At 57.8% G+C, this 22,750-nt stretch carries 25 protein-coding genes; 22 read left to right on the forward strand and 3 right to left on the reverse strand.

What is annotated here, in order from left to right; all coding sequences use genetic code 11:
* Positions 1-92 precede the first annotated feature (92 nt).
* From G438_RS0107995 to G438_RS0108020, 6 genes are read left to right on the forward strand one after another with little or no spacing between them, the layout of a single operon-like run.
* On the forward strand, positions 93-1,040 hold the full coding sequence (locus G438_RS0107995; RefSeq protein ID WP_026460874.1) for an ABC transporter permease: 948 nt from the start codon (positions 93-95) through the stop codon (positions 1,038-1,040).
* A gap of 1 nt (position 1,041) precedes the next feature.
* Entirely contained in the window at positions 1,042-3,084 is a 2,043-nt protein-coding gene (locus tag G438_RS11450; RefSeq protein WP_051259424.1) for a dipeptide/oligopeptide/nickel ABC transporter permease/ATP-binding protein, read from the forward strand.
* Positions 3,081-3,887, forward strand: a complete 807-nt coding sequence (locus G438_RS0108005) for an ABC transporter ATP-binding protein (protein WP_026460875.1) — start codon at positions 3,081-3,083, stop codon at positions 3,885-3,887. The genes G438_RS11450 and G438_RS0108005 overlap by 4 nt, the downstream gene beginning before the upstream one ends.
* Before the next feature lie 10 nt (positions 3,888-3,897).
* Positions 3,898-4,821 (forward strand): dihydrodipicolinate synthase family protein, encoded by a 924-nt coding sequence (locus tag G438_RS0108010; protein ID WP_026460876.1) that lies wholly within the window; start codon positions 3,898-3,900, stop codon positions 4,819-4,821.
* Between the two features lie 3 nt (positions 4,822-4,824).
* Complete coding sequence (locus G438_RS0108015; protein WP_026460877.1) at positions 4,825-5,709, forward strand: ROK family protein; 885 nt, start codon at positions 4,825-4,827, stop codon at positions 5,707-5,709.
* Positions 5,706-6,401, forward strand: coding sequence for an N-acetylmannosamine-6-phosphate 2-epimerase (locus G438_RS0108020; RefSeq protein WP_026460878.1), 696 nt, complete (start codon positions 5,706-5,708; stop codon positions 6,399-6,401). Before G438_RS0108015 ends, G438_RS0108020 begins: the two co-directional genes overlap by 4 nt.
* Before the next feature lie 41 nt (positions 6,402-6,442).
* Here the strand turns inward: G438_RS0108020 and G438_RS0108025 are convergent, their stop codons facing one another.
* Positions 6,443-7,225, reverse strand: a complete 783-nt coding sequence (locus tag G438_RS0108025; RefSeq protein ID WP_026460879.1) for an alpha/beta fold hydrolase — start codon at positions 7,223-7,225, stop codon at positions 6,443-6,445.
* 6 nt (positions 7,226-7,231) lie between these two features.
* Positions 7,232-7,465, reverse strand: a complete 234-nt coding sequence (locus G438_RS0108030; RefSeq protein ID WP_026460880.1) for an RNA-binding S4 domain-containing protein — start codon at positions 7,463-7,465, stop codon at positions 7,232-7,234.
* Between the two features lie 107 nt (positions 7,466-7,572).
* Here G438_RS0108030 and hisD point away from each other — a divergent pair, with 107 nt between their 5' ends.
* The 14 genes from hisD (at position 7,573) to G438_RS0108100 (ending at position 18,281) form a co-directional block, all read left to right on the forward strand.
* Entirely contained in the window at positions 7,573-8,898 is a 1,326-nt protein-coding gene (hisD, locus tag G438_RS0108035) for a histidinol dehydrogenase (RefSeq protein ID WP_026460881.1), read from the forward strand.
* The gene (locus tag G438_RS0108040) at positions 8,895-10,016 is read left to right on the forward strand and encodes a histidinol-phosphate transaminase (RefSeq protein ID WP_026460882.1); all 1,122 of its coding nucleotides are present in this window, start codon (positions 8,895-8,897) and stop codon (positions 10,014-10,016) included. The genes hisD and G438_RS0108040 overlap by 4 nt, the downstream gene beginning before the upstream one ends.
* Complete coding sequence (hisB, locus tag G438_RS12505; RefSeq protein WP_026460883.1) at positions 10,013-10,636, forward strand: imidazoleglycerol-phosphate dehydratase HisB; 624 nt, start codon at positions 10,013-10,015, stop codon at positions 10,634-10,636. Before G438_RS0108040 ends, hisB begins: the two co-directional genes overlap by 4 nt.
* A 139-nt stretch (positions 10,637-10,775) precedes the next feature.
* On the forward strand, positions 10,776-11,384 hold the full coding sequence (locus tag G438_RS0108050; protein WP_026460884.1) for a hypothetical protein: 609 nt from the start codon (positions 10,776-10,778) through the stop codon (positions 11,382-11,384).
* Complete coding sequence (hisH, locus tag G438_RS0108055; protein WP_034285698.1) at positions 11,384-12,019, forward strand: imidazole glycerol phosphate synthase subunit HisH; 636 nt, start codon at positions 11,384-11,386, stop codon at positions 12,017-12,019. The genes G438_RS0108050 and hisH overlap by 1 nt, the downstream gene beginning before the upstream one ends.
* Positions 12,020-12,104: 85 nt before the next feature.
* Positions 12,105-12,860, forward strand: coding sequence for a bifunctional 1-(5-phosphoribosyl)-5-((5-phosphoribosylamino)methylideneamino)imidazole-4-carboxamide isomerase/phosphoribosylanthranilate isomerase PriA (priA, locus tag G438_RS0108060; RefSeq protein ID WP_026460886.1), 756 nt, complete (start codon positions 12,105-12,107; stop codon positions 12,858-12,860).
* A complete protein-coding gene (locus tag G438_RS0108065) occupies positions 12,857-13,657 on the forward strand; it encodes an SseB family protein (RefSeq protein WP_240471041.1) in 801 nt (266 codons plus the stop codon). The genes priA and G438_RS0108065 overlap by 4 nt, the downstream gene beginning before the upstream one ends.
* A gap of 378 nt (positions 13,658-14,035) precedes the next feature.
* A complete protein-coding gene (gene infC, locus G438_RS0108070) occupies positions 14,036-14,656 on the forward strand; it encodes a translation initiation factor IF-3 (RefSeq protein ID WP_276201532.1) in 621 nt (206 codons plus the stop codon).
* Between the two features lie 44 nt (positions 14,657-14,700).
* Positions 14,701-14,895, forward strand: coding sequence for a 50S ribosomal protein L35 (gene rpmI / locus G438_RS0108075; protein WP_026460889.1), 195 nt, complete (start codon positions 14,701-14,703; stop codon positions 14,893-14,895).
* A 20-nt stretch (positions 14,896-14,915) separates the two neighbouring features.
* Positions 14,916-15,296: a 50S ribosomal protein L20 gene (rplT, locus tag G438_RS0108080; protein WP_026460890.1), complete on the forward strand. Its 381-nt coding sequence runs from the start codon at positions 14,916-14,918 to the stop codon at positions 15,294-15,296.
* An 8-nt stretch (positions 15,297-15,304) separates the two neighbouring features.
* The gene (locus tag G438_RS0108085) at positions 15,305-16,165 is read left to right on the forward strand and encodes a TrmH family RNA methyltransferase (protein ID WP_026460891.1); all 861 of its coding nucleotides are present in this window, start codon (positions 15,305-15,307) and stop codon (positions 16,163-16,165) included.
* Positions 16,166-16,257: 92 nt separating this feature from the next.
* Complete coding sequence (locus G438_RS0108090) at positions 16,258-16,863, forward strand: SatD family protein (protein WP_026460892.1); 606 nt, start codon at positions 16,258-16,260, stop codon at positions 16,861-16,863.
* Positions 16,857-17,279, forward strand: a complete 423-nt coding sequence (locus tag G438_RS0108095) for a hypothetical protein (protein WP_034285701.1) — start codon at positions 16,857-16,859, stop codon at positions 17,277-17,279. The genes G438_RS0108090 and G438_RS0108095 overlap by 7 nt, the downstream gene beginning before the upstream one ends.
* A 15-nt stretch (positions 17,280-17,294) precedes the next feature.
* On the forward strand, positions 17,295-18,281 hold the full coding sequence (locus G438_RS0108100; RefSeq protein ID WP_026460894.1) for a thiamine-phosphate kinase: 987 nt from the start codon (positions 17,295-17,297) through the stop codon (positions 18,279-18,281).
* A 92-nt stretch (positions 18,282-18,373) separates the two neighbouring features.
* On the opposite strand, the gene rpmB is transcribed toward G438_RS0108100, so the two are convergent.
* Positions 18,374-18,565 (reverse strand): 50S ribosomal protein L28, encoded by a 192-nt coding sequence (gene rpmB, locus G438_RS0108105; protein WP_026460895.1) that lies wholly within the window; start codon positions 18,563-18,565, stop codon positions 18,374-18,376.
* Between the two features lie 212 nt (positions 18,566-18,777).
* On the opposite strand from rpmB, the gene G438_RS0108110 reads away from it, so the two are divergent.
* Together G438_RS0108110 and G438_RS0108115 are read left to right on the forward strand one after the other, a co-directional pair.
* The gene (locus G438_RS0108110) at positions 18,778-20,382 is read left to right on the forward strand and encodes a DAK2 domain-containing protein (RefSeq protein WP_026460896.1); all 1,605 of its coding nucleotides are present in this window, start codon (positions 18,778-18,780) and stop codon (positions 20,380-20,382) included.
* On the forward strand, positions 20,379-22,694 hold the full coding sequence (locus G438_RS0108115; RefSeq protein WP_026460897.1) for an ATP-dependent DNA helicase RecG: 2,316 nt from the start codon (positions 20,379-20,381) through the stop codon (positions 22,692-22,694). The genes G438_RS0108110 and G438_RS0108115 overlap by 4 nt, the downstream gene beginning before the upstream one ends.
* Positions 22,695-22,750 lie beyond the last annotated feature (56 nt).

Below are 22,750 nucleotides of genomic sequence, written 5' to 3' on the forward strand. Positions count from 1 at the left end.
GTCTGAGTTGAAATCCTCAATGGGAGGAGGGGAGAGATGTCCTCTCACCCCTCCTCCCATCGTCATGTGATCGTTCGAAGGAGAACCGTGCAGTGAATAACTTGCTGAGGCTCATCGGTCGAAGGTTAATCGCCTTGCCCATCATGGTGCTTGGCGTGACCTTCCTGGTATTTGTCATCATGTCGCTTTCGCCCATTGACCCAGCCTATTCCGCTCTTGGCGAGACAGCTTCGCCAGAGCAACTTGAGGCCTACCGTGAACAATACGGTCTTAACGACCCGTGGTTTATGCAGTTTGCAAACTACATCACAGGTATGCTCCAAGGGGACCTCGGCGTCTACGGAAAATCTGCGATGCCCGTGGCAGATAAGGTGTTCTCTGCCCTGCCCTTAACAATGCAACTCACCTTCTTCGGTCTGATCATTGCTGTCCTTGTCGCATTTCCACTTGGTGTTATCGCCGCCATCTACCGCGACCGCTGGCAAGATCAAGTGATTCGCGTTATCTCGGTGGCATGTATCGCCACCCCGTCCTTCTGGCTCGCCATCCTCCTGATCGTGATCTTCCTGGGCAAACTGCCGGTATCAGGCGCATTGCCGCCACTGACAAGCGACCCGGTGGGATGGTTCATGCGAATGCTTCTTCCTGCAGTTGCCCTCGCCGTGCCGGTTATCGGGCAGCTCACCCGCGTCGTGCGTACCTCCATGGTGGAAGAACTTGACCGCGACTATGTCCGCACAGCACTCGGTGCAGGCGTACCGCGTCGCATCGTGATTGGCCGCAATGTCTTGCGTAACGCCTTGATCACACCAGTTACCGTCCTTGGCTTGCGCGTCGGCTACCTCATGGGTGGCGCAGTCATCATTGAGATCATTTTCAGCCTCCAAGGCATGGGTCGAGTCCTTATCGACGGCATCACGAATAACTGGGTGACGGTCGTTCAAGGTGCCACGCTTGTCGTGGCCATGGCCTTCATCGTCGTCAATATCGTCGTTGACCTGCTGTACCTGCTGATCAATCCTCGCATTAGGGCGGTGTGATATGTCGCGTCAAAAACTCCTCGAAACACATGCCCGCCCTGGTGTTCGTTTCAAGCGGTGGCGTGCCATGAGCGTTGGTGCACGTATGGCACTTATTGTCCTAGTCCTCGTGGCCCTTGCCTCGATCTTTGCACCGCTACTGGCCACACATGACCCAGAGTTCATCGACCTTAAAGGCCAAGCTCCCAACGCCGAATACATCTTTGGTACCGACAACCTCGGTCGTGACGTCTACTCGCGTATCCTCTACGGTGGCCGTTATTCGCTACTTGTTGGCATCTGCGCAACCGGTATCGCCCTTTTCTTTGGTGCAATCATCGGGTCAATTGCAGCAGTGGTCCGCAAATCACTTTCCGAAGTGATTATGCGCATGATGGACATCATTATGGCCGTCCCCGGCATCGCACTAGCTGCAGTTGCCGTTTTGGTTTTTCGTAATCCGTCGGATCCTGAATCGCTGATCTTCGTCATTATCTGCGCCATCGGTTTCGTCTACATTCCTCAGCTCACACGTATTGTGCGCGCCAATGTGATGAGCGCCTATGGTGAAGACTATGTCAACGCCGTGATTGTCTCCGGTGCGCGTGCGCCGTGGATTCTCATTAAACACGTCGTGCGTAACACTGCTGCCCCGGTGCTGGTATTTGCCACCGTTCTTGTCGCTGATGCCATTATTCTCGAGGCGTCCCTGACCTTTATCGGGGCAGGCCTCCAAGAACCCATTCCCACCTGGGGTAATATCCTTTCCGCTGCCCAACAGGGTGTGCTCCGAGGTGAGTGGTGGCAGGCACTATTCCCAGGTCTTGCCATTATGATCACGGTACTGTGCCTCAACATCATGTCTGAAGGCATCACGGATGCCATGGTGGCTGCACCTAAAGGCCCAGTCCAGGATGCACCTCGTGCCGACGTGGAACGCGAAGCCGACCGTCTCCTTATCGACCCGGTTGCCGCCCACGAAGCACAACGCGACTCCCTTGACGCCCGCCTGTCCCGCCTGCGTGAGGTTGAAAGCAGCCGTACCGACCGTAGCCACGCCACCTTTGAAGGGGAACCACTGCTGGAGGTCAAAGACCTGTGCATTCGCTTCCCACGACACGGCAACGTCAACGTTGTTGACCATGTGAGTTTCGCTGTACGTCCCGGACAAACAATGGGTCTCGTCGGCGAATCCGGGTGCGGCAAATCCATCACCTCACTGGCAATCATGGGGCTTCTTGACCCGCGCGCCGAAATCTCCGGCGAGATCCTTTACCGGGGACGGAACCTCTTGACAATGGACCCGAAGGAACGCCAAGGACTCCTTGGCCACGAGATGGCAATGATCTATCAAGATGCGCTATCCTCCCTTAACCCTTCGATGCTCATCCGTTCCCAGATGAAGCAGCTGACCAAACGAGGCGGTACACGCTCAGCAGCTGAACTCCTTGAACTAGTGGGCTTGGACCCGAAACGTACTTTGGAGTCCTACCCCCACGAGCTATCCGGCGGGCAACGCCAACGCGTCCTTATCGCGATGGCGCTGACCAGGGATCCAAGCTTGATCATCGCAGACGAACCCACGACAGCTTTGGACGTGACGGTTCAAAAACAGGTGATCGACCTGCTCAACAGTTTGCGACACAAACTGGGCTTTGCGATGGTCTTTGTGTCCCACGACCTTGCTTTGGAAGCAGAAGTGGCTGACGCCATCACGGTCATGTACGCCGGTCAGGTGGTCGAACAGGCCAGCACCGCAGAACTGCTCAAACACCCGGTACATGAATACACCCGCGGTTTGTTGGGATCGGTGCTATCAATCGAAGCAGGATCAGGGCGTCTCCACCAGGTACCCGGTACCGTGCCTTCGCCAAAAGACTTCCCTGTCGGTGATCGCTTTACCCCGCGTTCCTCGCACCCGGACCTTGGCCTCGACACGCCGCCGCTCACCCAGCAAATCCCCGGCACAGACCACTTCTTTGCCAGTGCTGTCGTTGACGGACGTCCACTGACCACCCTTGACGAGGTTATTGCCTTGCGCGCCAACGAGGAGGCACAGCGATGAGCGATATCACCCCCATCATCGAACTTGACAATGTGCGCGTGACCTATACCTCGCGTACAGGAAAGCTCTTTAGTCCTAACAAGATCCATGCCGTTGACGGCGTTAGCCTGCGTTTAATGCCTGGTGAAACTATCGGTATCGTCGGTGAATCAGGTTGCGGCAAATCAACCACCGCCAACGTCATGTGTGGGCTACGTGCCCCCACTTCGGGACGTGTCTTCTTCAAAGGACTGGAGGTGACCAAGCGAACTGCTGCTGATCGCCGCCAAATTGGACGGGTCGTTTCGGTGGTCTTCCAAGATCCAGCCACCGCACTTAACGCTCGCATGATTGTGCGCGATCAGTTGATGGATCCATTGCTCGTTCACAAGATCGGTACCAAAGAATCACGCGAGAAACGCGTGCGTGACCTCATCGCCATGGTGGGGCTGCCCGATTCGGCGTTGGAAGCGCTTCCCGGACAGTTGTCAGGTGGCCAACGCCAACGCGTCGCCATTGCCCGCGCACTATCCATCGGGCCTGACGCGATTATCGCTGACGAGCCAACATCGGCCCTTGACGTTTCAGTTCGCGCCCAGATCCTCAATTTGCTGACTGACCTGAAGGACGAATTAGGTTTGTCGATGGTGTTCATCTCTCACGACATCCAAACCGTGCGCTACGTATCGGACCGAATCGTCGTCATGAATGGCGGCAAGATCGTCGAAGAAGGCCCTGCACAACGCATCCTTGAAGCGCCGACGAATGACTACACCCGTACCCTCCTTGGAGCAGCCCCGTCGCTCCTCCACCCCGCAATCTGAAAGGTCTACCATGACTGTCGTTTTTCGCGGCGTTGTCCCCCCTGTTGTTACACCTCTAACGCAGGACCGTCACTTTGACGTTGCCTCCCACGAACGCAATATTGAACGCATGATCGACGCTGGTGTCCACGGCCTATTCGTGCTGGGCTCCTCTGGTGAAGTGGCCTTCAATACCGATGCGCGCCGCAAAGAGGTACTAGATGCCACGATGCGCATCGTTGACGGCCGCCTGCCGGTACTCGCCGGCGTGATCGACACACAAACACCACGTGTCATCGAACATATCAAGGTCGCCCAAGATGCGGGTGTTGACGGAATTGTGGCGACCGCACCCTTCTACGCTCTGGGTGGACCCGCCCAGGTGGAACGCCACTTCCGTGCACTGCGTGAAGCCACCGATCTGCAAATCTACGCATACGACATTCCGGTATGTGTGCACACGAAACTCAGTGTCGACCTGCTCATCACCCTAGGTAAGGATGGCGTAATTCAAGGCGTAAAGGATTCCTCCGGTGACGACGTGTCGTTCCGTTTCCTGTGTATGCGAAACGAGGCCGAAGGCCAGCCGCTGCAACTCTTCACCGGTCACGAAGTGGTTGTCGATGGTGCCTATATGTCAGGTGCCGACGGTTCAGTGCCCGGCCTGGCGAACGTCGATCCTCACGGATACGTCCGCCAGTGGGATGCCTACCAGGCAGGGGACTGGGAGGCTGTGCGTCTTGAGCAAAACCGCCTCGCCGAACTGATGACCCTGGTATTCGCCTCGCATGGCGCCACCGGTTACGGCGCAGGCGTGGGCGGTTTCAAGACGGCACTTGCTGAGCTTGGCGTCTACGAAACCAACCAAATGCCCGAACCTGTCGAACGCCTCGGCGATCAGGCAGCAGCAGATATCCGCGCGATCCTGATACGCGCCGGACTCCTTGAGGCCTGACGTATGGCGCTTTTGTCAATCGATATTGGCGGCACCAAGATCCGCGCGGGCCTAGTCGAGGGTGACACAGTCCTTGATTCCACTACTGTGCCAACACCCGCGTCCCAAGGCGCCCACGCAGTGATGGACGCAGTGGTTGCGATGGGCAAGGCCTATTCCGGTTATGACGGTATCGCTGTCGCGTGTGCAGGAGTTATCGCTAATGGCACCGTGATATCTGCGACCGATATCCTGCCTGGCTGGACTGGGACACCGGTGGCCCAACGTTTGAGCACCGCCTACGGCCTGCCTGTGACGGTTTTGGGTGACGTCCACGCCCACGGCATGGGTGAAGCGAGCCTAGGCGCAGGCACCGGATACGAATCGTCGTTGACTGTAGCAGTAGGCACCGGCATTGGCGGGGCGTTCGTCGATGCTGGTCGCCTCCACACCGGTGCACACCACCTGGCCGGACATATCGGGCATATGGCCACAGGCTACGCCACAGGACTGCTGTGTTCCTGCGGACGCTATGGGCATATTGAGCCGCTCGCCTCTGGCTCCGGAGTGATGGATCGCTACGAAGCCGCTGGCGGCCAACGCCTTTCAGGCCGTCAGATCGACGAACGTGCGCAGGAAGGTGAAACATTAGCGCAGGACATCCTGTACGGTTCGGCACGAGGCCTGGGCGAGGTTCTAGGGTCGGTTGCCAACCTGCTTGATCCTGCCGTCATTATCTTGTCAGGGTCAATGACACGCTCAGGGCGTGCCTGGTGGGACGCCTTAGCGCAGGGCTACGCGCAATCCGCCATGGATCTTGCTCAAAAAACACCCCTCGTTGTAGGTACTCTGGGCGACAATGCGCCGCTACTTGGCGCTGCCGTCCAATGGACAAAGGAATGGCAATGAACCCACTGATTGAAGCACTGCGCGGACAACTCATCGTGTCTGTCCAGGCATATCCGGGTGAACCAATGCGCGACCCCGGCACTATCGCCCGTATCGCGCGGGCAGCAGAAATTGGCGGTGCAGCCGCTATCCGCTGCCAGGGCCTAGCTGATATTTCTGCGATCAAAGGCCAGGTGAAAGTCCCTATTATCGGCCTGTGGAAAGAGGGCGACCAGGGGATCTACATCACCCCAACCCTGCGTCATGCACGTGCCTGCTCCCTGGCGGGCGCCGATATCGTTGCCATTGATGCGACGCGCCGCCCACGTCCCGATGGGCGTAGTTTCGCTGATGTGGTCTCTGCCCTCCACGGCGAGGACGTGATGGTGATGGCCGATTGTGGGTCGATGGCCGATGCGCAGATGGCTTACGAAGCGGGGGCTGACATCCTTTCCACCACCTTAGCGGGCTACAGCGGAGAGCTACCAAAAACCGATGGCCCAGACTTAGATCTGCTGCGGGAAATGGTGGAAACTTTCGACCGTCCAGTGATATGTGAAGGCCGGGTGCATACGCCTGCGCAAGCAAGTGCTGCGATGGAAGCAGGCGCGTGGGCGGTGGTTGTAGGGACCGCGATTACGCACCCCACGACGATCACCTCGTGGTTCGTTGGTGCCGTTACCGGTGAAGTGCCTGAAATCCCAGGGCACTGAGTGTGGTAAGACAGCATGTCTGATAGGTGAGCGTCTCGCCTTTACCGGTGTGCGTCAAAATACGCCGCAACGCGCTTGTGGAAGGCCGAAGGATTTTCGCGTCGAATACAGTGCCGCAACCCTGGGATAATCGCTGTTGAGATCAGCGGATTATGCATCTGAGCGATATGTGCCAAGTGCTCGCGGGTAATCAGTACATCATCGGTGTCAGAGGTGACCAGTAGGCACGGGACAGTAAGCGTGGGGCATATGGTGCGCCACGGCTCAAGCAACCCGACCTCACCTGCCTGAAGTATGTGCGGATCGACAGCGTATTTTGCTTGCAACCAAGCTAAACGTTCTTCTTCGGGCCACGTGGGGTATTCGGCGCGGTTCGATGCCAAAACCTCAGCCTGGTTGTCATGCACGCGCAACGGCTCAATTGTGGCCGCCAGTGATTGGGCGTAATGTGCTACCTGCTCGCTGGTGAGCCACGCGGGGTCTTCTAATACGATGGCGCGAAATGCCTCGGGGCAACGATGAGCCACCGCAGTGAGTAACGCCCCACCCATTGAATGGCCCACGGCATATGCTGCGCCATATTGGCTAGTGAGTGCGCACACCGTTTCGTGGAGGTGGTCAACACATGCCGCGAAGGGTGTGTGGGCCTCGTCCGAGGTGAGACGTGGCGAAATGCCATGGCCCAGAGTGTCGATGGCTGCCACACGATAACGGGTATTGAAAAGCCCGATCGCATGACTCAAACTAGCAGCCGAATCGGTGACACCATGGCACAGGATGACAAGAGGCCCATCGGTGGGGCCGCTCAGATAGACGCCAAGCATCAGGTGCTACCCGTCGTAGGACAGGCGCGCAGCCTCATATCCAGCAGGGGAGTGGACTTCAACAATGGCACCATCAGGCAACTGATACCCACGCCGGGTTTCCACCTGCCCGTTAACTAACACGTCACCCGCTTGGATAAATTCTCGCGCCCACGCCCCGTCCGGAGCAAGGTGAGCCAATTTTAGGAACTGACCGAGGCGAATCGTGCCACTCACAGTGACGGTGGGGATATCAGACATTGAAACTCCGAATGCTGGTGATGCGAACGTCTATAAGTGTGCCACGACCCGCTTTGTCCGCGCCACGGTCAGGCACGTCAGTAACAAAGCGCTCAGCATAGGCTTAGATTATGGAACGCATTGATCTTCGAGGCACACAGCCCACAGCTGCCGACCTTCAGCGCGCACTGCCACGGGCAGCACTCGACACCACGGCAGCAACCGAGCTGGTACGCCCCATCATAGATCGGGTCAAGGCCGAAGGAGCCTCCGTACTCTACGAATTGGCCGAGCGTTTCGACGGTGTCCGTCCCGAGTATTTACGCGTTCCAGCCGCAGCAATTCACGACGCGCTCACACACCTTGACCCTGCCATCCGCACAGCTCTTGAGGTCGCCATCGACCACGCGCGTATAGGACACACCCAGCAGCTCCCAACGGACACAGCCACACAGGTGATACCGGGTGGAACCATCATGCAACGGTGGCTGCCTGTCAACCGCGTTGGCCTCTATGTGCCCGGTGGCCTCGCCGTTTACCCCTCCTCAGTAGTGATGAACGTTGTATGCGCACAGGTTGCTGGGGTGCCAAGCCTGGCGGTGGCCTCGCCACCCCAGAAAGCCTTTGGGGGCCTACCGCACCCGACCATTTTGGCAGCATGCGCACTACTGGGAGTCGAGGAAGTCTGGGCAACGGGTGGCGCCCAAGCGATCGGCGCATTCGCTTATGGTATCGCTGACGGCGCCGACGTCCTCGAAAGCGTTGACGTCGTCACCGGCCCAGGAAATATTTACGTCGCTGCAGCAAAGCGTGTGGTCCAGGGTGTCGTCGGTATTGACGCAGAGGCAGGGACCACCGAAATTGCGATCCTTGCCGACGACAGCGCCTATGCGCCCTACGTGGCAGCCGACCTCATCAGCCAGGCTGAACACGACCCGGCGGCAGCCTCGGTGCTGATCACCGACTCTGCGGCGCTCGCGGATGCCGTCGATGAGGCAATTGCCTATCAGGCGCAGGCTGCGCGCCACAGCGAACGTATCCTCACCGCCCTATCTGGCCCGCAGTCAGGGATTGTGCTTGTTGACAATATGGAAGTAGGCATAGCGGTTGCTGACGCCTACGGTGCTGAACACCTTGAAATACATACGCGTGATGCCGCGGCAACCGCGATGCGTGTCCGTAACGCCGGTGCCATTTTCGTCGGCTCCTATACGCCGGTGCCTTTGGGTGATTATGTTGCAGGTTCCAACCATGTGCTACCCACTGGAGGGACCGCTCGTTTCGCCTCCGGCTTGAATGTCGCCCAGTACCTGCGCAGCCAACAGGTGGTGGAATATAGTGCGCCAGCTCTCGACGCATTAACCGACCATCTTGTGACACTGGCCAATGCTGAGGATCTGCCTGCACATGGGCGTGCTGCCCTTATCCGCCGTGAAAATAAGGACAAACTATGACGACGGTGCGACTGCCTGCTCGCGAAGACCTCGTTGGTCTTTCACCCTATGGGGCGCCACAACTCAATGTCCCTATCTGTCTTAACGTCAACGAAAACCCTTATCGTCCTTCGCCTCGCGTGGTTGAGGATATCGCGGCGGCAGTGACACAGGCAGCCACGAACCTTAATCGTTACCCAGACCGCGATTTCCCAGCCCTGCGTGGCGCCTTAGCTGATTACCTCACGCGCGAATCAGGTGTGCCTGTTTCCGGTGATCGCGTGTGGGCGGCAAATGGTTCGAATGAAGTCATGCTGCACCTCATGCAGGCATTTGGTGGACCTGGGCGCTGCGCACTGTCGTTTGCGCCTACTTATTCGATGTATCACGAGTATGCGCGCGATACACACACTGCATGGGTGCAGGGGCAGCGTAACGACGATTTCACACTGGATATTGAACAGGCGGTTGCGACCCTGCAAGAGTTGCGACCGGCTGTTCTGCTTTTGGCAAGTCCGAATAATCCTTCCGGTACCGCTTTGCCGATGGATCATATTCGGCGCCTCCTTGATGTGGCACGCACCAGTGGGCCCACGATTGGTGGCCACGTCAGTGCCACTGTCGTTATTGTGGACGAGGCTTACGCGGAGTTTCGTCGACAGGGTGTGCCTTCTGCGCTGACGCTGAGTGCAGAGAACCCGCATTTGGTGGTGACACGCACCATGTCGAAAGCCTTCGGGATGGCTGGCCTGCGTTTAGGCTATATGGTTGCGGACCAGGCAATACTTGACCAAGTGATGCTTGTGCGCCTGCCATACCATCTTTCTTCTGTGACACAGGCGGCTGCTTTAGCGGCGTTGCGCCACAGTGAAGAACTCATGGAACAAGTGGCCTCGCTTCGCGCTGAGCGTGATGCGCTAGCTGTGTGGCTGGCAGATAATGGCTTTAGTGTCACACCGTCAGATGCCAACTTTGTCCTCTTTGGGCGCCTGCCTCATCGGGACGAGGTTTTTCGTGCCCTCCTCGACCGCGGCATACTGATCCGTGTCGTCGGCCCCGACGGATGGTTACGTGTCAGCGTAGGTACACCTGAAGAAATGGCCCAATTCCGCACCGCACTTTTGGAGGTCACACGATGACGACCCATGAAACCCGCAAAGATGCCCGCACGGCTGTCATTGACCGTTCGACGTCTGAGTCCACCATCCACCTTGAACTCAATCTTGACGGAACCGGTCGCACAGATATTGACACGGGTGTGCCCTTCTATGACCATATGCTGACGGCATTGGGGAAGCATTCTCTGATTGACCTCACTGTCAAAGCCACAGGCGACATTGAGGTCGATACGCACCACACGGTGGAAGATACCGCGATTTGCCTTGGTATGGCGCTTAAAGAGGCGCTTGGTGACAAGGCCGGGATTCGGCGTTTTGCTGATGCCACTGTTCCGCTTGACGAGGCACTGGCGCGTGCCGTTGTCGACGTGGCTGGGCGTCCATATATCGTTCACGACGGAGAGCCAGCTGGCCAGGAATACCACCTGATTGGCGGGCATTACACCGGTTCGATGACCCGTCACGTTTTTGAGTCCTTGGCGTATAACGCAGGTATTTGTCTTCACGTCACTGTTCTTGCCGGACGCGACCCTCACCATATTGTTGAAGCACAGTTCAAAGCCTTGGCGCGTGCTCTGCGCTACGCGGTGGAGGCTGATCCGCGTGTCGACGGTATCCCCTCAACCAAGGGAGCGCTCTGAGAACACCTGCCAATGCGGGCCAGCGTAGGCACAATGGAGTGTTATTTGTCCGTGAGGCCGCTCTTGCCTGACACCGCATGGGCAAAGGCGAAGAACGGTAGACTTATCCGCGTTGTGACGTGTGACGGAAGGAGGCCAAATGAGCTCAGACGATATTGATGCGCAGTTCAGGGACCTTGTGGCCCATCTTGGCTCTGAGGACCTTCCTGATACGCCGGTCGACGAGAGTCTTCATCTTGACGGTGGACGCCTATCGGTTGCCTTAGTACTTGCTCCGCTTCCGTCTCCGGGTGCGTTACATTCACTGCTGGCATTAACCGGCATGAAGGTGACGGTAGTCCGTTTGAAACCGTGGACTGCCGTGTGGCTCCGTGTTGAAACAACACCAACGGATGAAGACGCACTTGAAGCGCTGCTTGCCGATACTCGCGCGATGCCTCAAGAAGTTGATGCTGTCGCACGCGTGGTTTCGCGCTTGTCAAAATACGGTGCGGTTGCTGTCATGTCGTGGCTTGTTGAGGGTGACGGCGTCGAACCGGGCGTATCGGGACGTATTTCGGCGCGGCGTTATGTGCAGGGTGAACCTGAAGAAGAAATCCCCGCGGGTCTTCTTCTTGGTTCAATGCCGCAGGCAACCGAAGATTTGCTGCTGGGGCGTACCACGCCGCAAGACTATGACGACAGTATTTCCAGTGACGGGTCCACGAAAAAAAAGCCTGGCCCTTTCACTTGGTTCAGGAGGCGGTGATGGTGAAAACCGTTGTGGTTTTAGACTATGGTTCGGGTAATATCCGCTCAGCCTGTCGGGCTTTGGAAAAGGTGGGCGCCCGCGTTGAACTCACCGCTGACCGCGATGCCGTGTTGGCTGCTGATGGCCTGGTCGTTCCCGGTGTCGGCGCATTTGCTGCTGTGATGGATCAGTTGCGTGCAGTGGATGGACCGCGTCTGATTGATACGCGCTTGGCTGGTGGTCGGGCGGTATTGGGTATTTGTGTGGGACAGCAGGTGCTTTTTGAAGCGTCAACCGAAAAAGGGTATTGCGAAGGTCTGGGGCAATGGCCTGGCACTGTTGAGGAGTTGCAAGGTCCGGTGGTTCCACATATGGGGTGGTCCACCGTTGAAGCACCTGAACAGAGCCAACTTTTTTCAGGTATCGCAAATGAGCGTTTCTACTTTGTGCACTCTTATGCTGCCCAGGTTGACCCGGCCTCGTTACTCAAAGATGGTCCAACTTCCTTGCCTTTGACTACATGGGCACGCCATGGCGATACACGTTTTGTTGCAGCCGTTGAAAACGGTCCGCTGAGCGGCACACAATTCCATCCTGAAAAATCTGGTGACGCTGGATTGACGCTGCTGGCCAATTGGCTGGGCACCCTGTAACACAACAACCCGCACGATCCGCATTGACATTGTCCAGCGCAACACGTCCTGCGCCGCAAGGCGTTGGCGCGAAGAAAGGCTTCTGATGAGCACCGAATTGATTCTCCTTCCCGCAGTTGACGTTGTGAATGGTCAGGCTGTGCGCCTCGCACAGGGCGAAGCAGGGACTGAAACGACCTATGGGCATCCCTTGGAGGCGGCACAGAGCTTTGTCGAGGCGGGTGCACAGTGGCTGCACCTTGTTGACCTTGACGCAGCCTTTGGGCGTGGCTCTAATGCGCCGCTGCTTGCCGCCATCACTGAGGAACTTCCAATACACGTCGAACTTTCCGGGGGGATCCGTGACGATGCTTCATTGGCGCGTGCCCTTCAAGCAGGTGCGCGACGCGTGAACTTAGGTACCGCTGCCCTGGAAAATCCTCAGTGGACGCATCGCGTCATTGCTGAGTACGGTGACCGTGTGGCCGTTGGGCTAGATGTGCGTGGCGATACGCTGTCGGCGCGCGGATGGACAAAAGATGGTGGCAATCTCTGGGACACCATTGAGCGTCTCAATGCTGCTGGTTGTTCACGTTACGTTGTCACGGATGTGCACCGTGATGGGATGCTGAACGGCCCCAATATTGACCTGTTGCGTCGTGTCTGCGAAGCCACGGATGCGCCGGTAATTGCTTCGGGTGGCGTGTCCTCCTTGGCTGATATTGAAGCATTGCGTGCCCTGGTACCTTGTGGGCTAGAAGGCGCCATTGTCGGTAAGGCGTTGTACGCAGGGGCCTTTACTTTGTCTGACGCGTTGCGTTGTGCTCGTGGCGAGGTGCCAAGTATTGAGGTGAGCCGGTGAATGAATTGCGGGGCGCTGACGCCTCACGCGCGCGTCCTGTTCCAGCGTTGACTGCGGAGCAGAGGAATAATCTTGCAGCGCGCTTGTCGCGCGGCACCGTTGATCGGCAGGATGCGGGGCAGCTGTTACCGTTGACTGCATCAGCATTGGCACACGATGCTAGTGGGGATGCGGGTGCGGCTCAACTGGAGGCGCTCGTTGCGGCCTTGGCAGTTGAGCGCGTCATTGTTCCCATTGATGTCGAGGCGGATCCGCGCGTAGTTGGTGCGCATTCTCAACATGCCGGTAGTGTTCACGCAGGCTGGGAACATGTGGATACCCCTATGGGGCCGTGTTTGGCTGTGTACACAAGCGCTGAGGAACTTACTCATGCGCGAGTAGGTGCACGCCCAATGCCTTTGAAGGCACGCACGGTGGCACTGACTGCCCTGGTGGAAACGGGTGGCCGCATCATCGTTGATCCTGCAGGCGCAGCATGTATTCTTCCTCGACCAGCGACTGCTGCGCTTGCACAAGGCGATGACTGGTTGCCTCCGTGGCGCGATGCTGAGCTGCTTGATCAGTTGCGTGAGGCAGCGCAGGTGGACGCATCTGAGGACCCGCTTATCTGCGATGTGCATGTTACCTATGCTGGACAGGGGCTAGTGCGTGTCGTCCTTGATGTGGCAGAGGTGACGACAGGACCCTCGATGCGCGCCAAATTGCACCAGCGCATCAATGCCATTGGGCGTTGCCCACGTTTGTTGGCAGCCACGGATCGTGTGGAACTGACTCCACGTCGCGTGGCGCGCCAATAGGGATGGGACCGTACATTAATGACCGGTGGTCGTATATTAATGACTGCCACATTGCGCCCGATCAACATGTGAGACACCCCACCTAGTGTCTGGAATCGTCAATTGGCATCGCATTTGGCAGCAGTGGTAAAGTTATGTCGACCAGCCGGGCGTAAAGCCCGGAGTGCAAGCGGAGGAAACTCCCACCTGGACACCCGCCGATACCTGCTTCGTGCAGCGTACTGGATGCCAACCTCAGGTTGAGTAAGGGGGTCGGGTCCTGAATGTCACCATACAGTGGTGACCTATGCAGGCCTTCGTGCGCACTTTGTGACACGGAGGCCTTCTTCGTGTTATTGAACGGAACCGTGGAAGGAGCTCCTCATTAGCGAGCCTCGCATTAATGACAGGATCCGGGTACCCGAGGTGCGCCTCGTTGGCCCCGGTGGGGAACAGGTCGGTGTTGTCCGCGTGGAAGACGCGCTGCGTCTTGCCGAGGAAGCCGGGCTGGACCTAGTCGAGGTTGCGCCCGACGCCAAGCCGCCGGTCGCGAAACTCATGGACTACGGCAAATACAAGTATGAGGCTGCTCAAAAGGCCCGTGATGCGCGCCGTAACCAAGCGAATACTCAGCTCAAGGAAATCCGTTTCCGTCTGAAGATCGACGATCACGACTTCGGCGTGAAAAAGAGCCACGTTGAACGCTTCCTTAACCAGGGCGACAAGGTCAAGGTCATGATTATGTTCCGAGGCCGTGAACAGTCTCGCCCTGAGGCAGGCGTTCGACTTTTGCAGCGTCTTGCTGATGAAGTGGGGGACCTGGCTGTTGTTGAGTCTATGCCCCGTCAAGATGGTCGCAATATGACCATGGTGCTCGCGCCCACAAAGCGCAAATCTGACGCTATTAGCGAGCAACGCAAGCGCCGCGATGCTGAACGTGAAGAACGGCGCGGTAAACGCAATGAGCGTGCCGCACGTGACCAGGCTCGTCAGGCACACGCCGCCACGGAAGAAGCCTAAAGGTTGACCCTTCGGGGGAGGCCTTGGAACAGTAAGGAAAGAATATGCCGAAGAATAAGACGCACTCAGGTGCTAAGAAGCGCTTCCGCGTGACCGGTTCGGGCAAGGTTATGCGCGAACAGGCCGGTGCACGCCACCTGCTGGAGCACAAGTCCAGCCGCAAGACCCGTCGTCTTGCCACCGATCAGGTCCTGGAAAACGCTGACGTCAAGCGCGTTCGTCGGATGCTGGGCATCTGAGGTAGAAGGAGAACGAAAAAATGGCACGTGTTAAGCGTTCTGTTAACGCCAAGAAGAAGCGTCGTACCGTCCTTGAGCAGGCTTCGGGTTACCGTGGTCAGCGCTCACGTATGTACCGCAAGGCGAAGGAACAGGTTACCCACTCCTTCGTGTACTCCTACCGTGACCGCAAGGCCCGCAAGGGTGACTTCCGCCGCCTGTGGATCCAGCGTATTAACGCTGCTTCCCGCGCTCAGGGGATGACTTACGCTCGTTTCATCCAGGGTCTTGGCCTGGCTGGTGTCGAGGTTGATCGTCGTATGCTGGCCGAGCTGGCTGTCAACGACCTGGGTGCGTTCAACGCCCTCGTTGAGGTCGCAAAGAAGGCTCTGCCTGCTGACGTCAACGCTCCTCGGGCCTGACCATCCTCGTGCATACACACGCCGGACGCCCACCGCTCCTGGCTAACCCTCGCGCCGACCGCGTGAAGAAGGTTGCCGGATTGGCTGGGCGTTCGGCGCGTTCACGTTCAGGTCTTGTTCTTGTCGAGGGACCCCAAGCGGTCCGTGAATTGCTGAAGTACCGGCCCGCCTCGGTGCGCGATGTCTATATCACGCAGGAGCTGCTACGGGCGGACGCGAGTATGGCAGAACTTGCTTATGGTGCCACCAAATGGGTGCACCCAGTTACCAGTGACGTTGCTCGTGCCATGAGTGGTGATGCCCAAGGTATCCTCGCTGTGGCGAGTGCCGCTTGTATTGAACGTGAATTGCCGCCTGTGGCTGTTGGTGCGTCGCTGAGCCTGCTTGCGCTGGCTCAGGGCCGTGATCCCGGTAATGTTGGCACGATGATTCGTACAGCTGATGCGATGGGGGCCAGTGCTGTTGTCGTCGTCTCGGGCACCGTAGACGTGACCAGTCCGAAAGTTGTGCGCTCTAGTGCGGGTTCTGTTTTTCATCTGCCTATCGTGCCGGTGGACTCCTTCGCAGCGCTGAAGGATATGGCCATGCGATATGGTGTCCTTCTGCTTGGTACGGCAGGTGGTGCCGACTCGCAGTCTCTGGTTGACCTTAGTGCCGATGCAATACGTGGTCGTGGCCCCCTTGCTGCGCCGCATGCGTGGGTGATGGGTAATGAAGCGCAAGGGCTGAGTGTTGACGAACGTGAGGCCTGTGATTATCTTGTGCGCATCCCGATGACGGGTGATGCCGAATCTCTGAATGTGGCTTCAGCTGCGGCCATCTGTTTATATGCTTCCCAGTGCGCTCGAGGTATTGACACTGTCGGTTAATGTCATAGACTTAATCACATGTATTTAAGTTTATCGGCTTAATTCTATAGATTTAAGCCTTTTTGCTTAACTAGTGGATGTGAGGAGAGAGTATGTACGTACTGACAGCAGATCAACGTTCCTCGCGTGCCGCCCCAGACGCGGTGCCGACACTGTTGGCGGCAATTGCTGCCATGAAATTGTCCCACCAAGCCATCATTGCCCCATTTGAACGCACAGTCGGTGACGAAATACAAGGTGTACTCAGTGACGCAGGGGCACTACTTGATATTGTCAAGCTGCTTGCGCGTCTGGGCGATTGGCATATCGGAATCGGCATCGGGAACGGTCACTTTCCTCAACATCCCCCACGCAGTATCGAAGGGAGCGGGCCAGCATTCTATGCTGCACGCGAAGCGGTCACGGCTGCCAAACGACTTACCCCATCCCTGTGTGTCAGGGGCGAAAAGGCGCGTATCGCCGAGCACCTGGAGGCATTACTACGTACCAAGGCCCATATCATCACTGCGCGTTCGTTGCGTCAATGGGAAATAATTGATGCTGTTGTGTCAACTGATACGCGCCAAGATGCAGCCCGCATACTTGGCGTGAGCGCAGCTGCAGTCAGTCAGTCGCTATCAGCCTCTTCTTGGCAACTTGAACAGGCAACAGATCCGCTGGTCCTAGACTTGCTTGATGAAAGGGAGTGGGAATGTTGAACCTTACGCTCATCATCCACAGTGTGATTGTCTTTGGCACACTCCTTGTCGCAGTATTTTTAGGCTGGGGCATCACTGCACTTATCTTGCGCCTAGCGAAAGTCCGTAATTTTGCGGCACCGGTACCGCGAGCAAAAGATGGCACTTCGCTACTTCTGGACGACGAACATCTTCGTCAACCTCTGCTGCGCGGAGGATTGTGGATTGGTATCCTCGAACGTCTTGCTATCGCGGTGTGTGTCCTTGGTGGGCATCCTGAGTTAATATCGCTGGTCGTCGCTGTGAAAGGCCTGGGTCGTTATCCGGAGCTACATCGCAACCCTGAAGCTGCTGAACGCTTCCTCATAGGAACTGCCGCCTCGATGCTGACCGCTGTTGCTATCGGTCTTCTGGGCCGCTATCTCCTTACCCTTTAATTTTTCGGGAATCCCATGCGTATCCGTGACCTTGACGAGGCGGAACTGATCGCGCGTTTTCGCCGTGTCCTCCCAGCAGGCGAACGCACTCTCATCGGCTCAGGTGACGACTGTGCGATGATCGCAGCCCCCGAGGGGCATTTTGTTGTCACCACCGACGTACTCGTCGAAGGGCGCCACTTTCGTACGGACTGGTCGCGAGCCTTCGACATCGGACAACGTGCCGCCGCCCAAAACCTTGCCGATATTGCCGCCATGGGTGCACGTACCTCAGCACTGGTAGTCTCCCTTGTACTGCCTAGTGACACGCAAGTGGAGTGGATCGTTGATCTTGTGGCAGGTTTTGGGGCACGCACTGCAAAGGCGGGCGCTGAGGTGGTCGGTGGGGATCTGTCGGGAGGGCAAAGTCTTACGATTGCTGTCACTGCAATGGGCTACTGCCCAGGCCCTGTCCTTACTCGAGGCGGTGCCCACGTTGGCGACACAATTGCCGTCGCAGGGACACTAGGTCTGTCCGCAGCTGGGCTTGCCCTGCTGTCAGGAGGATATATCGACGCGCGAGAGCACACAATTGACGATGATGACCTTGCCCCATGTCTGGCCATCTACCGCGCGCCTGAGCCTCCTTTGGACTGCGGTGTGCAGGCAGCCCAGGCAGGCGCCTCGGCAATGATGGATATATCCGATGGCCTCCTCATTGACGCTGCTCGGATGGGGAAAGCAAGCGGTGTGTGCATGGCGATAGATAGCGCACTACTGAGGGGCGACCTGACCAGGCTTGCCGCTGCATCGGCCCTTACTGGGGTAGCCGCGCGCCAGTGGGTCTTGGGTGGGGGAGAAGACCATGCTTTACTGGCCACGTTCCCACCCTCATGCGTATTACCCGAAGGTTTTCGACCCATCGGTATCGTGCGTGAATATGCGGGCGGACAAACACCGAGGGTCCTTATTGACGGGGCTGAACCTGAGCAGGCAATGGGGTGGGATCATTTCGCCCGTTGAAGCGGCCCGCCGCTCAGACAGCACACCGTACGTGCGCACACTAAAGGGGCCTACCGCAGTGGCAAGCCCCTGTTGAGTGTCAAGATGCGCAATCAGATATTGCGAGTCACCTTGTCAGATTTCAGGCATTTAGTGCAAACGTTCAGGCGCTTGGGAGTGCCTTCAACGATCGCGCGCACACGCTGGATATTCGGGTTCCACCGGCGGTTCGTGCGCACGTGTGAGTGCGACACGCTCTTGCCGAAGCCAGGTCCCTTACCGCACACATCACAAACGGCAGCCACGATGATCTCCTCGGTTTTCACGTCCATCCAGCTCGCAGACTACGAGCCGGTACACAACGAAGGCTTACGCCAACGCAGGCAACCATGACAGGATAGCCGATCGCGGCGCACAAACCAACTCTGAAGCGACCAATATGCGTGTCAGGTGGCACACATCCACGCTGGCGTCGACAATAGATCGTACCGATTCGAACTCAAAATGTGGAGGAATTGTGCCTCTTGACGCTGCCGCAATGACACGCGCACTGCGCATCGCCCACGACGAAACACGGCGGCTCACCACATTCCTTGATGACCTCGACGGATGGGGTAACGGCGACTGCGATACCGGCAGTAATGCCACGCGTACCTTCGCCGCTATGACACAGGTACTCGAACGCCAAAAGCAGCACGGCCTCGACGAGACACTACAGCTTGCAGTGGAAACCGGCATCCGATACGCCAGTGGACACGTTGGCATCCTCATCACCGCCCTGCTGGCAGCGTGGGCCCGTACCGTTGACGAACTGGGCGTCACTAAAGAACTTACCCCCGTGCAAACACGACGAATGCTTGCCAGCGGAGTAGGCGACAGCCACATGCATTTTTCCAGCGCCCTCAACGCCGTATTTCATGAGGCCGTTACTGAAGTGCGTGACCTCGGCACTACCCTTCCCTCAGTTGAAGAAATCGTCAGTATCTTTAGTGGGCAAGCCAATTTTGGCCTGATTGAGTCCGTGCCTGACGGCGGCGGTCGTATCGACGCTGGAGCGGCCGTCATGACGATTCTGCTTGCGTCACTTGATGCGGCAACGCGCGACGACACCTCCATGTTGCATGACTTGACGCGCATGCTGGCTGAGCTAGCTGCCCGCGGTGAAGAAGGCGCCCCAAGTATCGCCCGGCCAGACCCTTCACGTTCCTTCACTGTGGACCTTCTTGTGGAAGGGATGGAAGAAGACGCCGAGGCGCTACGGACAACGCTGACACGCCTCGGCGCACGCTTTTCCAGTGTGGGCACCACTGACCTCTTTGGTATCGGCACGTGGCGTTTCCACATTGATACCTCAGCGCCACTTGCAGTGCGTCCGCGACGCGGTACCCTGTTGCGTTTCCACGTGGTCGATTCGCGCCCCGATGACCTTATAGGGGAAGATACGCTGTCTGATGGGGTGACGCACCGCGGCATCCGGTTGCTTGAACGACGCCCACGACGCCGCGTTGAACGGGCGACCGTACTTGCCTGCACACAAACGCCGGGCCTAGTGGAAGACCTGGCTCGTTGTGGTGCGCAGGTGATCTACAAGCCAACCTTGGCCGATAAAGAAATCCTTCTTCATCTTGCGCGTTCCAGCCGCGCGGGCGTCGTCGCCTTAGTGTCTTGCGATGGTGCCACTCATCGCCTGTGTCAATCTGTGGCAGCAGAATTAGCTCGTGAGGATATTCGCGCCATCATCCCAGGGACGCAGGATGAACTATCGGCATTTGTTGTCACACGTGCATGTGCACCGATATTCGTCCCCCAACCAGGTGGACGTGAAGTTGCGTCCTTGCTGGAGGCCGTCATTCGTGAAGCAGCGGAGGTGGCTATGGTTCGCAGCGTCGTGCTGCCAGTGCCCGATGGGCCTGTCGAAGAATATGTGCCGACGGTACTGCGGGAGATTTTTACCCATAATCCGCGTCAACTGCGTCTGTTACTTGCTGCGGGGCCTGACGATGCTATGGCACCAGCATTGCGGCAGCTCTTGTCAACCCCGGGGGCGGGCTGGTGGAGTTTGCCATTGGAAGTTGTAGACGGTGCAGGGCCGGGCCCCCATCTCATCCAGGGCTTGTCATGAGCGAATTACTCACACCGCTGGACCTGCGCCTTCCTGCGCGTGTGGCCAAGAAATTCGCCGCAGTCGGTATTGACACGGTGGGGGATTTGCTGGCGATCGCGCCTCGGCGCTACTACCACTGGGGACGTCTCACCTCGATGCGTGCCCTACGTGAAGGTGAAGACGTTACGCTACTTGCTGAGGTAGTCAGCCAACGCCTCGTCGCGAACCGTAACCGTGGCGGCGTGCGTCTTGAAGTGGTCCTGACTGACGGCAGTGAAACCATGTCAGCCACCTTCTTTGCTGCCAACGAATACAAACTGATCCCACATCGCGCGATTTTGAAAGTGGGTGAGCAATTCCTTTTTGCTGGCAAAGTAGGTTCTTACCGCGGCAAACTTCAACTTACCCACCCCGAATTCGAAGGTGCCGACGGCGACGCCACCCAGTTTGAACGCGCCTGGCAGCGACCAATACCGATTTACCCTGCAGGAAAAGGACTGACGTCGTGGGTGATCGCCCGCTCGGTCGGTATGCTCCTTGACAGCATTGACGAGGCCACCTGCCCCGATCCGCTACCAGCTGACCTACGCAAGAAATACGCACTTCCCACCTATGCGCAGACGTTTCAGTTACTTCATCGTCCGGAAAATGATGAGGAGCAGCAGCGTGCGCGCCGTGGACTTGCTTGGCGTGAAGCCTATATCCTCCAGCTCGCCCTCCTTGCCTCGCGCCTGCACGATGACGCTCAAACCGCCCCAGTGAGCTTCCGGCGTGGCAATGCGGTGCTCGCTGCGACGACTCAGGCGCTACCTTTCAGGCTCACGCAGGCACAAAACGATGCTCTGGCTACCATCGGTGCTGAATTAGAATCGGCACAGCCTGCGCAACGTCTCCTCCAAGCAGATGTGGGCGCAGGTAAAACGGCGGTGGCACTACTCGCCTTAGCTCAGGTGATTGGTGCTGGCCATCAGGGGGCACTCCTTGCTCCTACAGAAGTCCTTGCCGAACAACATGCGACGTCGCTGAAGGCGCTTCTTGTGGCAGACCATAGTGGGGCCAGCAATCGTGGCGCCGATGGTCACGGCGCCGACCATGGTGTGGACGACCATGCAGGTGAGGTACTTTTTCCCCTGCATTTGCTTACGGCCTCGACACCACCGGCGCAGCGGCGTGCCATACTTACCGACCTTGAACAGGGCACCCCCTGCCTGGTCGTGGGAACGCATGCGCTGGTCCAGGACGGCATCGAATTTGCCGACCTGGCGTTAGTGGTGGTCGATGAACAGCATCGTTTTGGTGTTGCCCAACGTGACAAATTGCGCAACGCGTCGCATAGCGGAACCCCTCACCAAATTGTGATGACCGCGACGCCTATTCCTCGCACGGTGGCGATGACAATATTTGGTGACCTAGAAGAAAGCCGGATGGAAGGTCTACCACCAGGCCGAAGCCCAGTGACAACACACCTGGTGAATGCAGCGAATACACAGTGGATAGACCGGCTGTGGGCGCGTGCTCGCGAAGAAATCGACCAAGGTGGCCGCGTCTATGTGGTGTGTCCTCGCATTGATGCTGACGATGCGTCGAATGGCACCGACAATCTGCCCCACAGCGACGTGGAACCGCGCGGTGCCGATGGTGGCTGGTATCACGATGAGGATTCGCTTCACGGCAACATTGCCCAATCAGATGATGGTGTCGACGGGGGGCGCAGCACTGCGCCATTGGCAAGCGTTGAAACAATGGCCGCACAATTAGCCGTGCGCGCCGATTTTGCCGACATTGACATTGCGTGCCTGAGCGGGCGTGACAGTGCTGAGGTTAAACAAGAGACGATGAGGCGTTTTGCTTCTGGCGCCTCTCCACTTCTTGTTGCCACAACCGTGGTTGAAGTGGGCATTGATGTACCTGAGGCTACAATGATGGTCATCGTCGATGCGCAACAATTCGGCCTGTCACAACTTCATCAGCTCCGTGGTCGTGTTGGTCGGTCCCACAAGGCTGGGATTTGTATGGCCATCCACCGCGATCACCTTGGTGCTACCGCGCTGGCAAGGCTGGACGCATTCGCATCCACAACAAACGGTTTTGAGTTGGCAGAGGCTGACCTGAAATTACGCCGCGAAGGGGATGTCTTGGGGGCAGATCAATCAGGCCGCACATCGACCTTAAAGTACCTCTCGGTGCTGCGCGATGGTGACATTATTCGCCAGGCACGCGACGAAGCTCAGCGTCTCCTTCAGGCTGACCCGATGCTGGACGCCCATCCATTGCTGCGCAGTGTCCTTAGTGAACACAATGGCGGGGTACGTTGGCTGTCGCGTAGTTAAAGGTTGTGCGTTAGCTGCTGTGCTGTGAAGGGTCCTTGCCACCTGAAGGCGCTTGT

It is taken from the genome of Schaalia suimastitidis DSM 15538 (assembly GCF_000429105.1).
GTDB lineage: Bacteria > Actinomycetota > Actinomycetes > Actinomycetales > Actinomycetaceae > Pauljensenia > Pauljensenia suimastitidis.

Excerpts from the sequence above, each read along its gene's own strand:
- G438_RS0108030 (WP_026460880.1), bottom strand. The coding sequence starts at position 7,465 with ATGTCTGATATCCCCACCGTCACTGTGAGTGGCACGATTCGCCTCGGT.
- G438_RS0108010 (WP_026460876.1), top strand. The coding sequence starts at position 3,898 with ATGACTGTCGTTTTTCGCGGCGTTGTCCCCCCTGTTGTTACACCTCTA.
- G438_RS0108090 (WP_026460892.1), top strand. The coding sequence starts at position 16,258 with ATGTACGTACTGACAGCAGATCAACGTTCCTCGCGTGCCGCCCCAGAC.
- G438_RS0108025 (WP_026460879.1), bottom strand. The coding sequence starts at position 7,225 with ATGCTTGGCGTCTATCTGAGCGGCCCCACCGATGGGCCTCTTGTCATC.
- rpmI (WP_026460889.1), top strand. The coding sequence starts at position 14,701 with ATGCCGAAGAATAAGACGCACTCAGGTGCTAAGAAGCGCTTCCGCGTG.
- G438_RS11450 (WP_051259424.1), top strand. The coding sequence starts at position 1,042 with ATGTCGCGTCAAAAACTCCTCGAAACACATGCCCGCCCTGGTGTTCGT.
- G438_RS0108050 (WP_026460884.1), top strand. The coding sequence starts at position 10,776 with ATGAGCTCAGACGATATTGATGCGCAGTTCAGGGACCTTGTGGCCCAT.
- hisB (WP_026460883.1), top strand. The coding sequence starts at position 10,013 with ATGACGACCCATGAAACCCGCAAAGATGCCCGCACGGCTGTCATTGAC.
- G438_RS0108115 (WP_026460897.1), top strand. The coding sequence starts at position 20,379 with ATGAGCGAATTACTCACACCGCTGGACCTGCGCCTTCCTGCGCGTGTG.
- rplT (WP_026460890.1), top strand. The coding sequence starts at position 14,916 with ATGGCACGTGTTAAGCGTTCTGTTAACGCCAAGAAGAAGCGTCGTACC.
- G438_RS0108020 (WP_026460878.1), top strand. The coding sequence starts at position 5,706 with ATGAACCCACTGATTGAAGCACTGCGCGGACAACTCATCGTGTCTGTC.
- G438_RS0108015 (WP_026460877.1), top strand. The coding sequence starts at position 4,825 with ATGGCGCTTTTGTCAATCGATATTGGCGGCACCAAGATCCGCGCGGGC.
- priA (WP_026460886.1), top strand. The coding sequence starts at position 12,105 with ATGAGCACCGAATTGATTCTCCTTCCCGCAGTTGACGTTGTGAATGGT.
- G438_RS0108005 (WP_026460875.1), top strand. The coding sequence starts at position 3,081 with ATGAGCGATATCACCCCCATCATCGAACTTGACAATGTGCGCGTGACC.
- G438_RS0108095 (WP_034285701.1), top strand. The coding sequence starts at position 16,857 with ATGTTGAACCTTACGCTCATCATCCACAGTGTGATTGTCTTTGGCACA.
- hisH (WP_034285698.1), top strand. The coding sequence starts at position 11,384 with ATGGTGAAAACCGTTGTGGTTTTAGACTATGGTTCGGGTAATATCCGC.
- G438_RS0108100 (WP_026460894.1), top strand. The coding sequence starts at position 17,295 with ATGCGTATCCGTGACCTTGACGAGGCGGAACTGATCGCGCGTTTTCGC.
- G438_RS0108040 (WP_026460882.1), top strand. The coding sequence starts at position 8,895 with ATGACGACGGTGCGACTGCCTGCTCGCGAAGACCTCGTTGGTCTTTCA.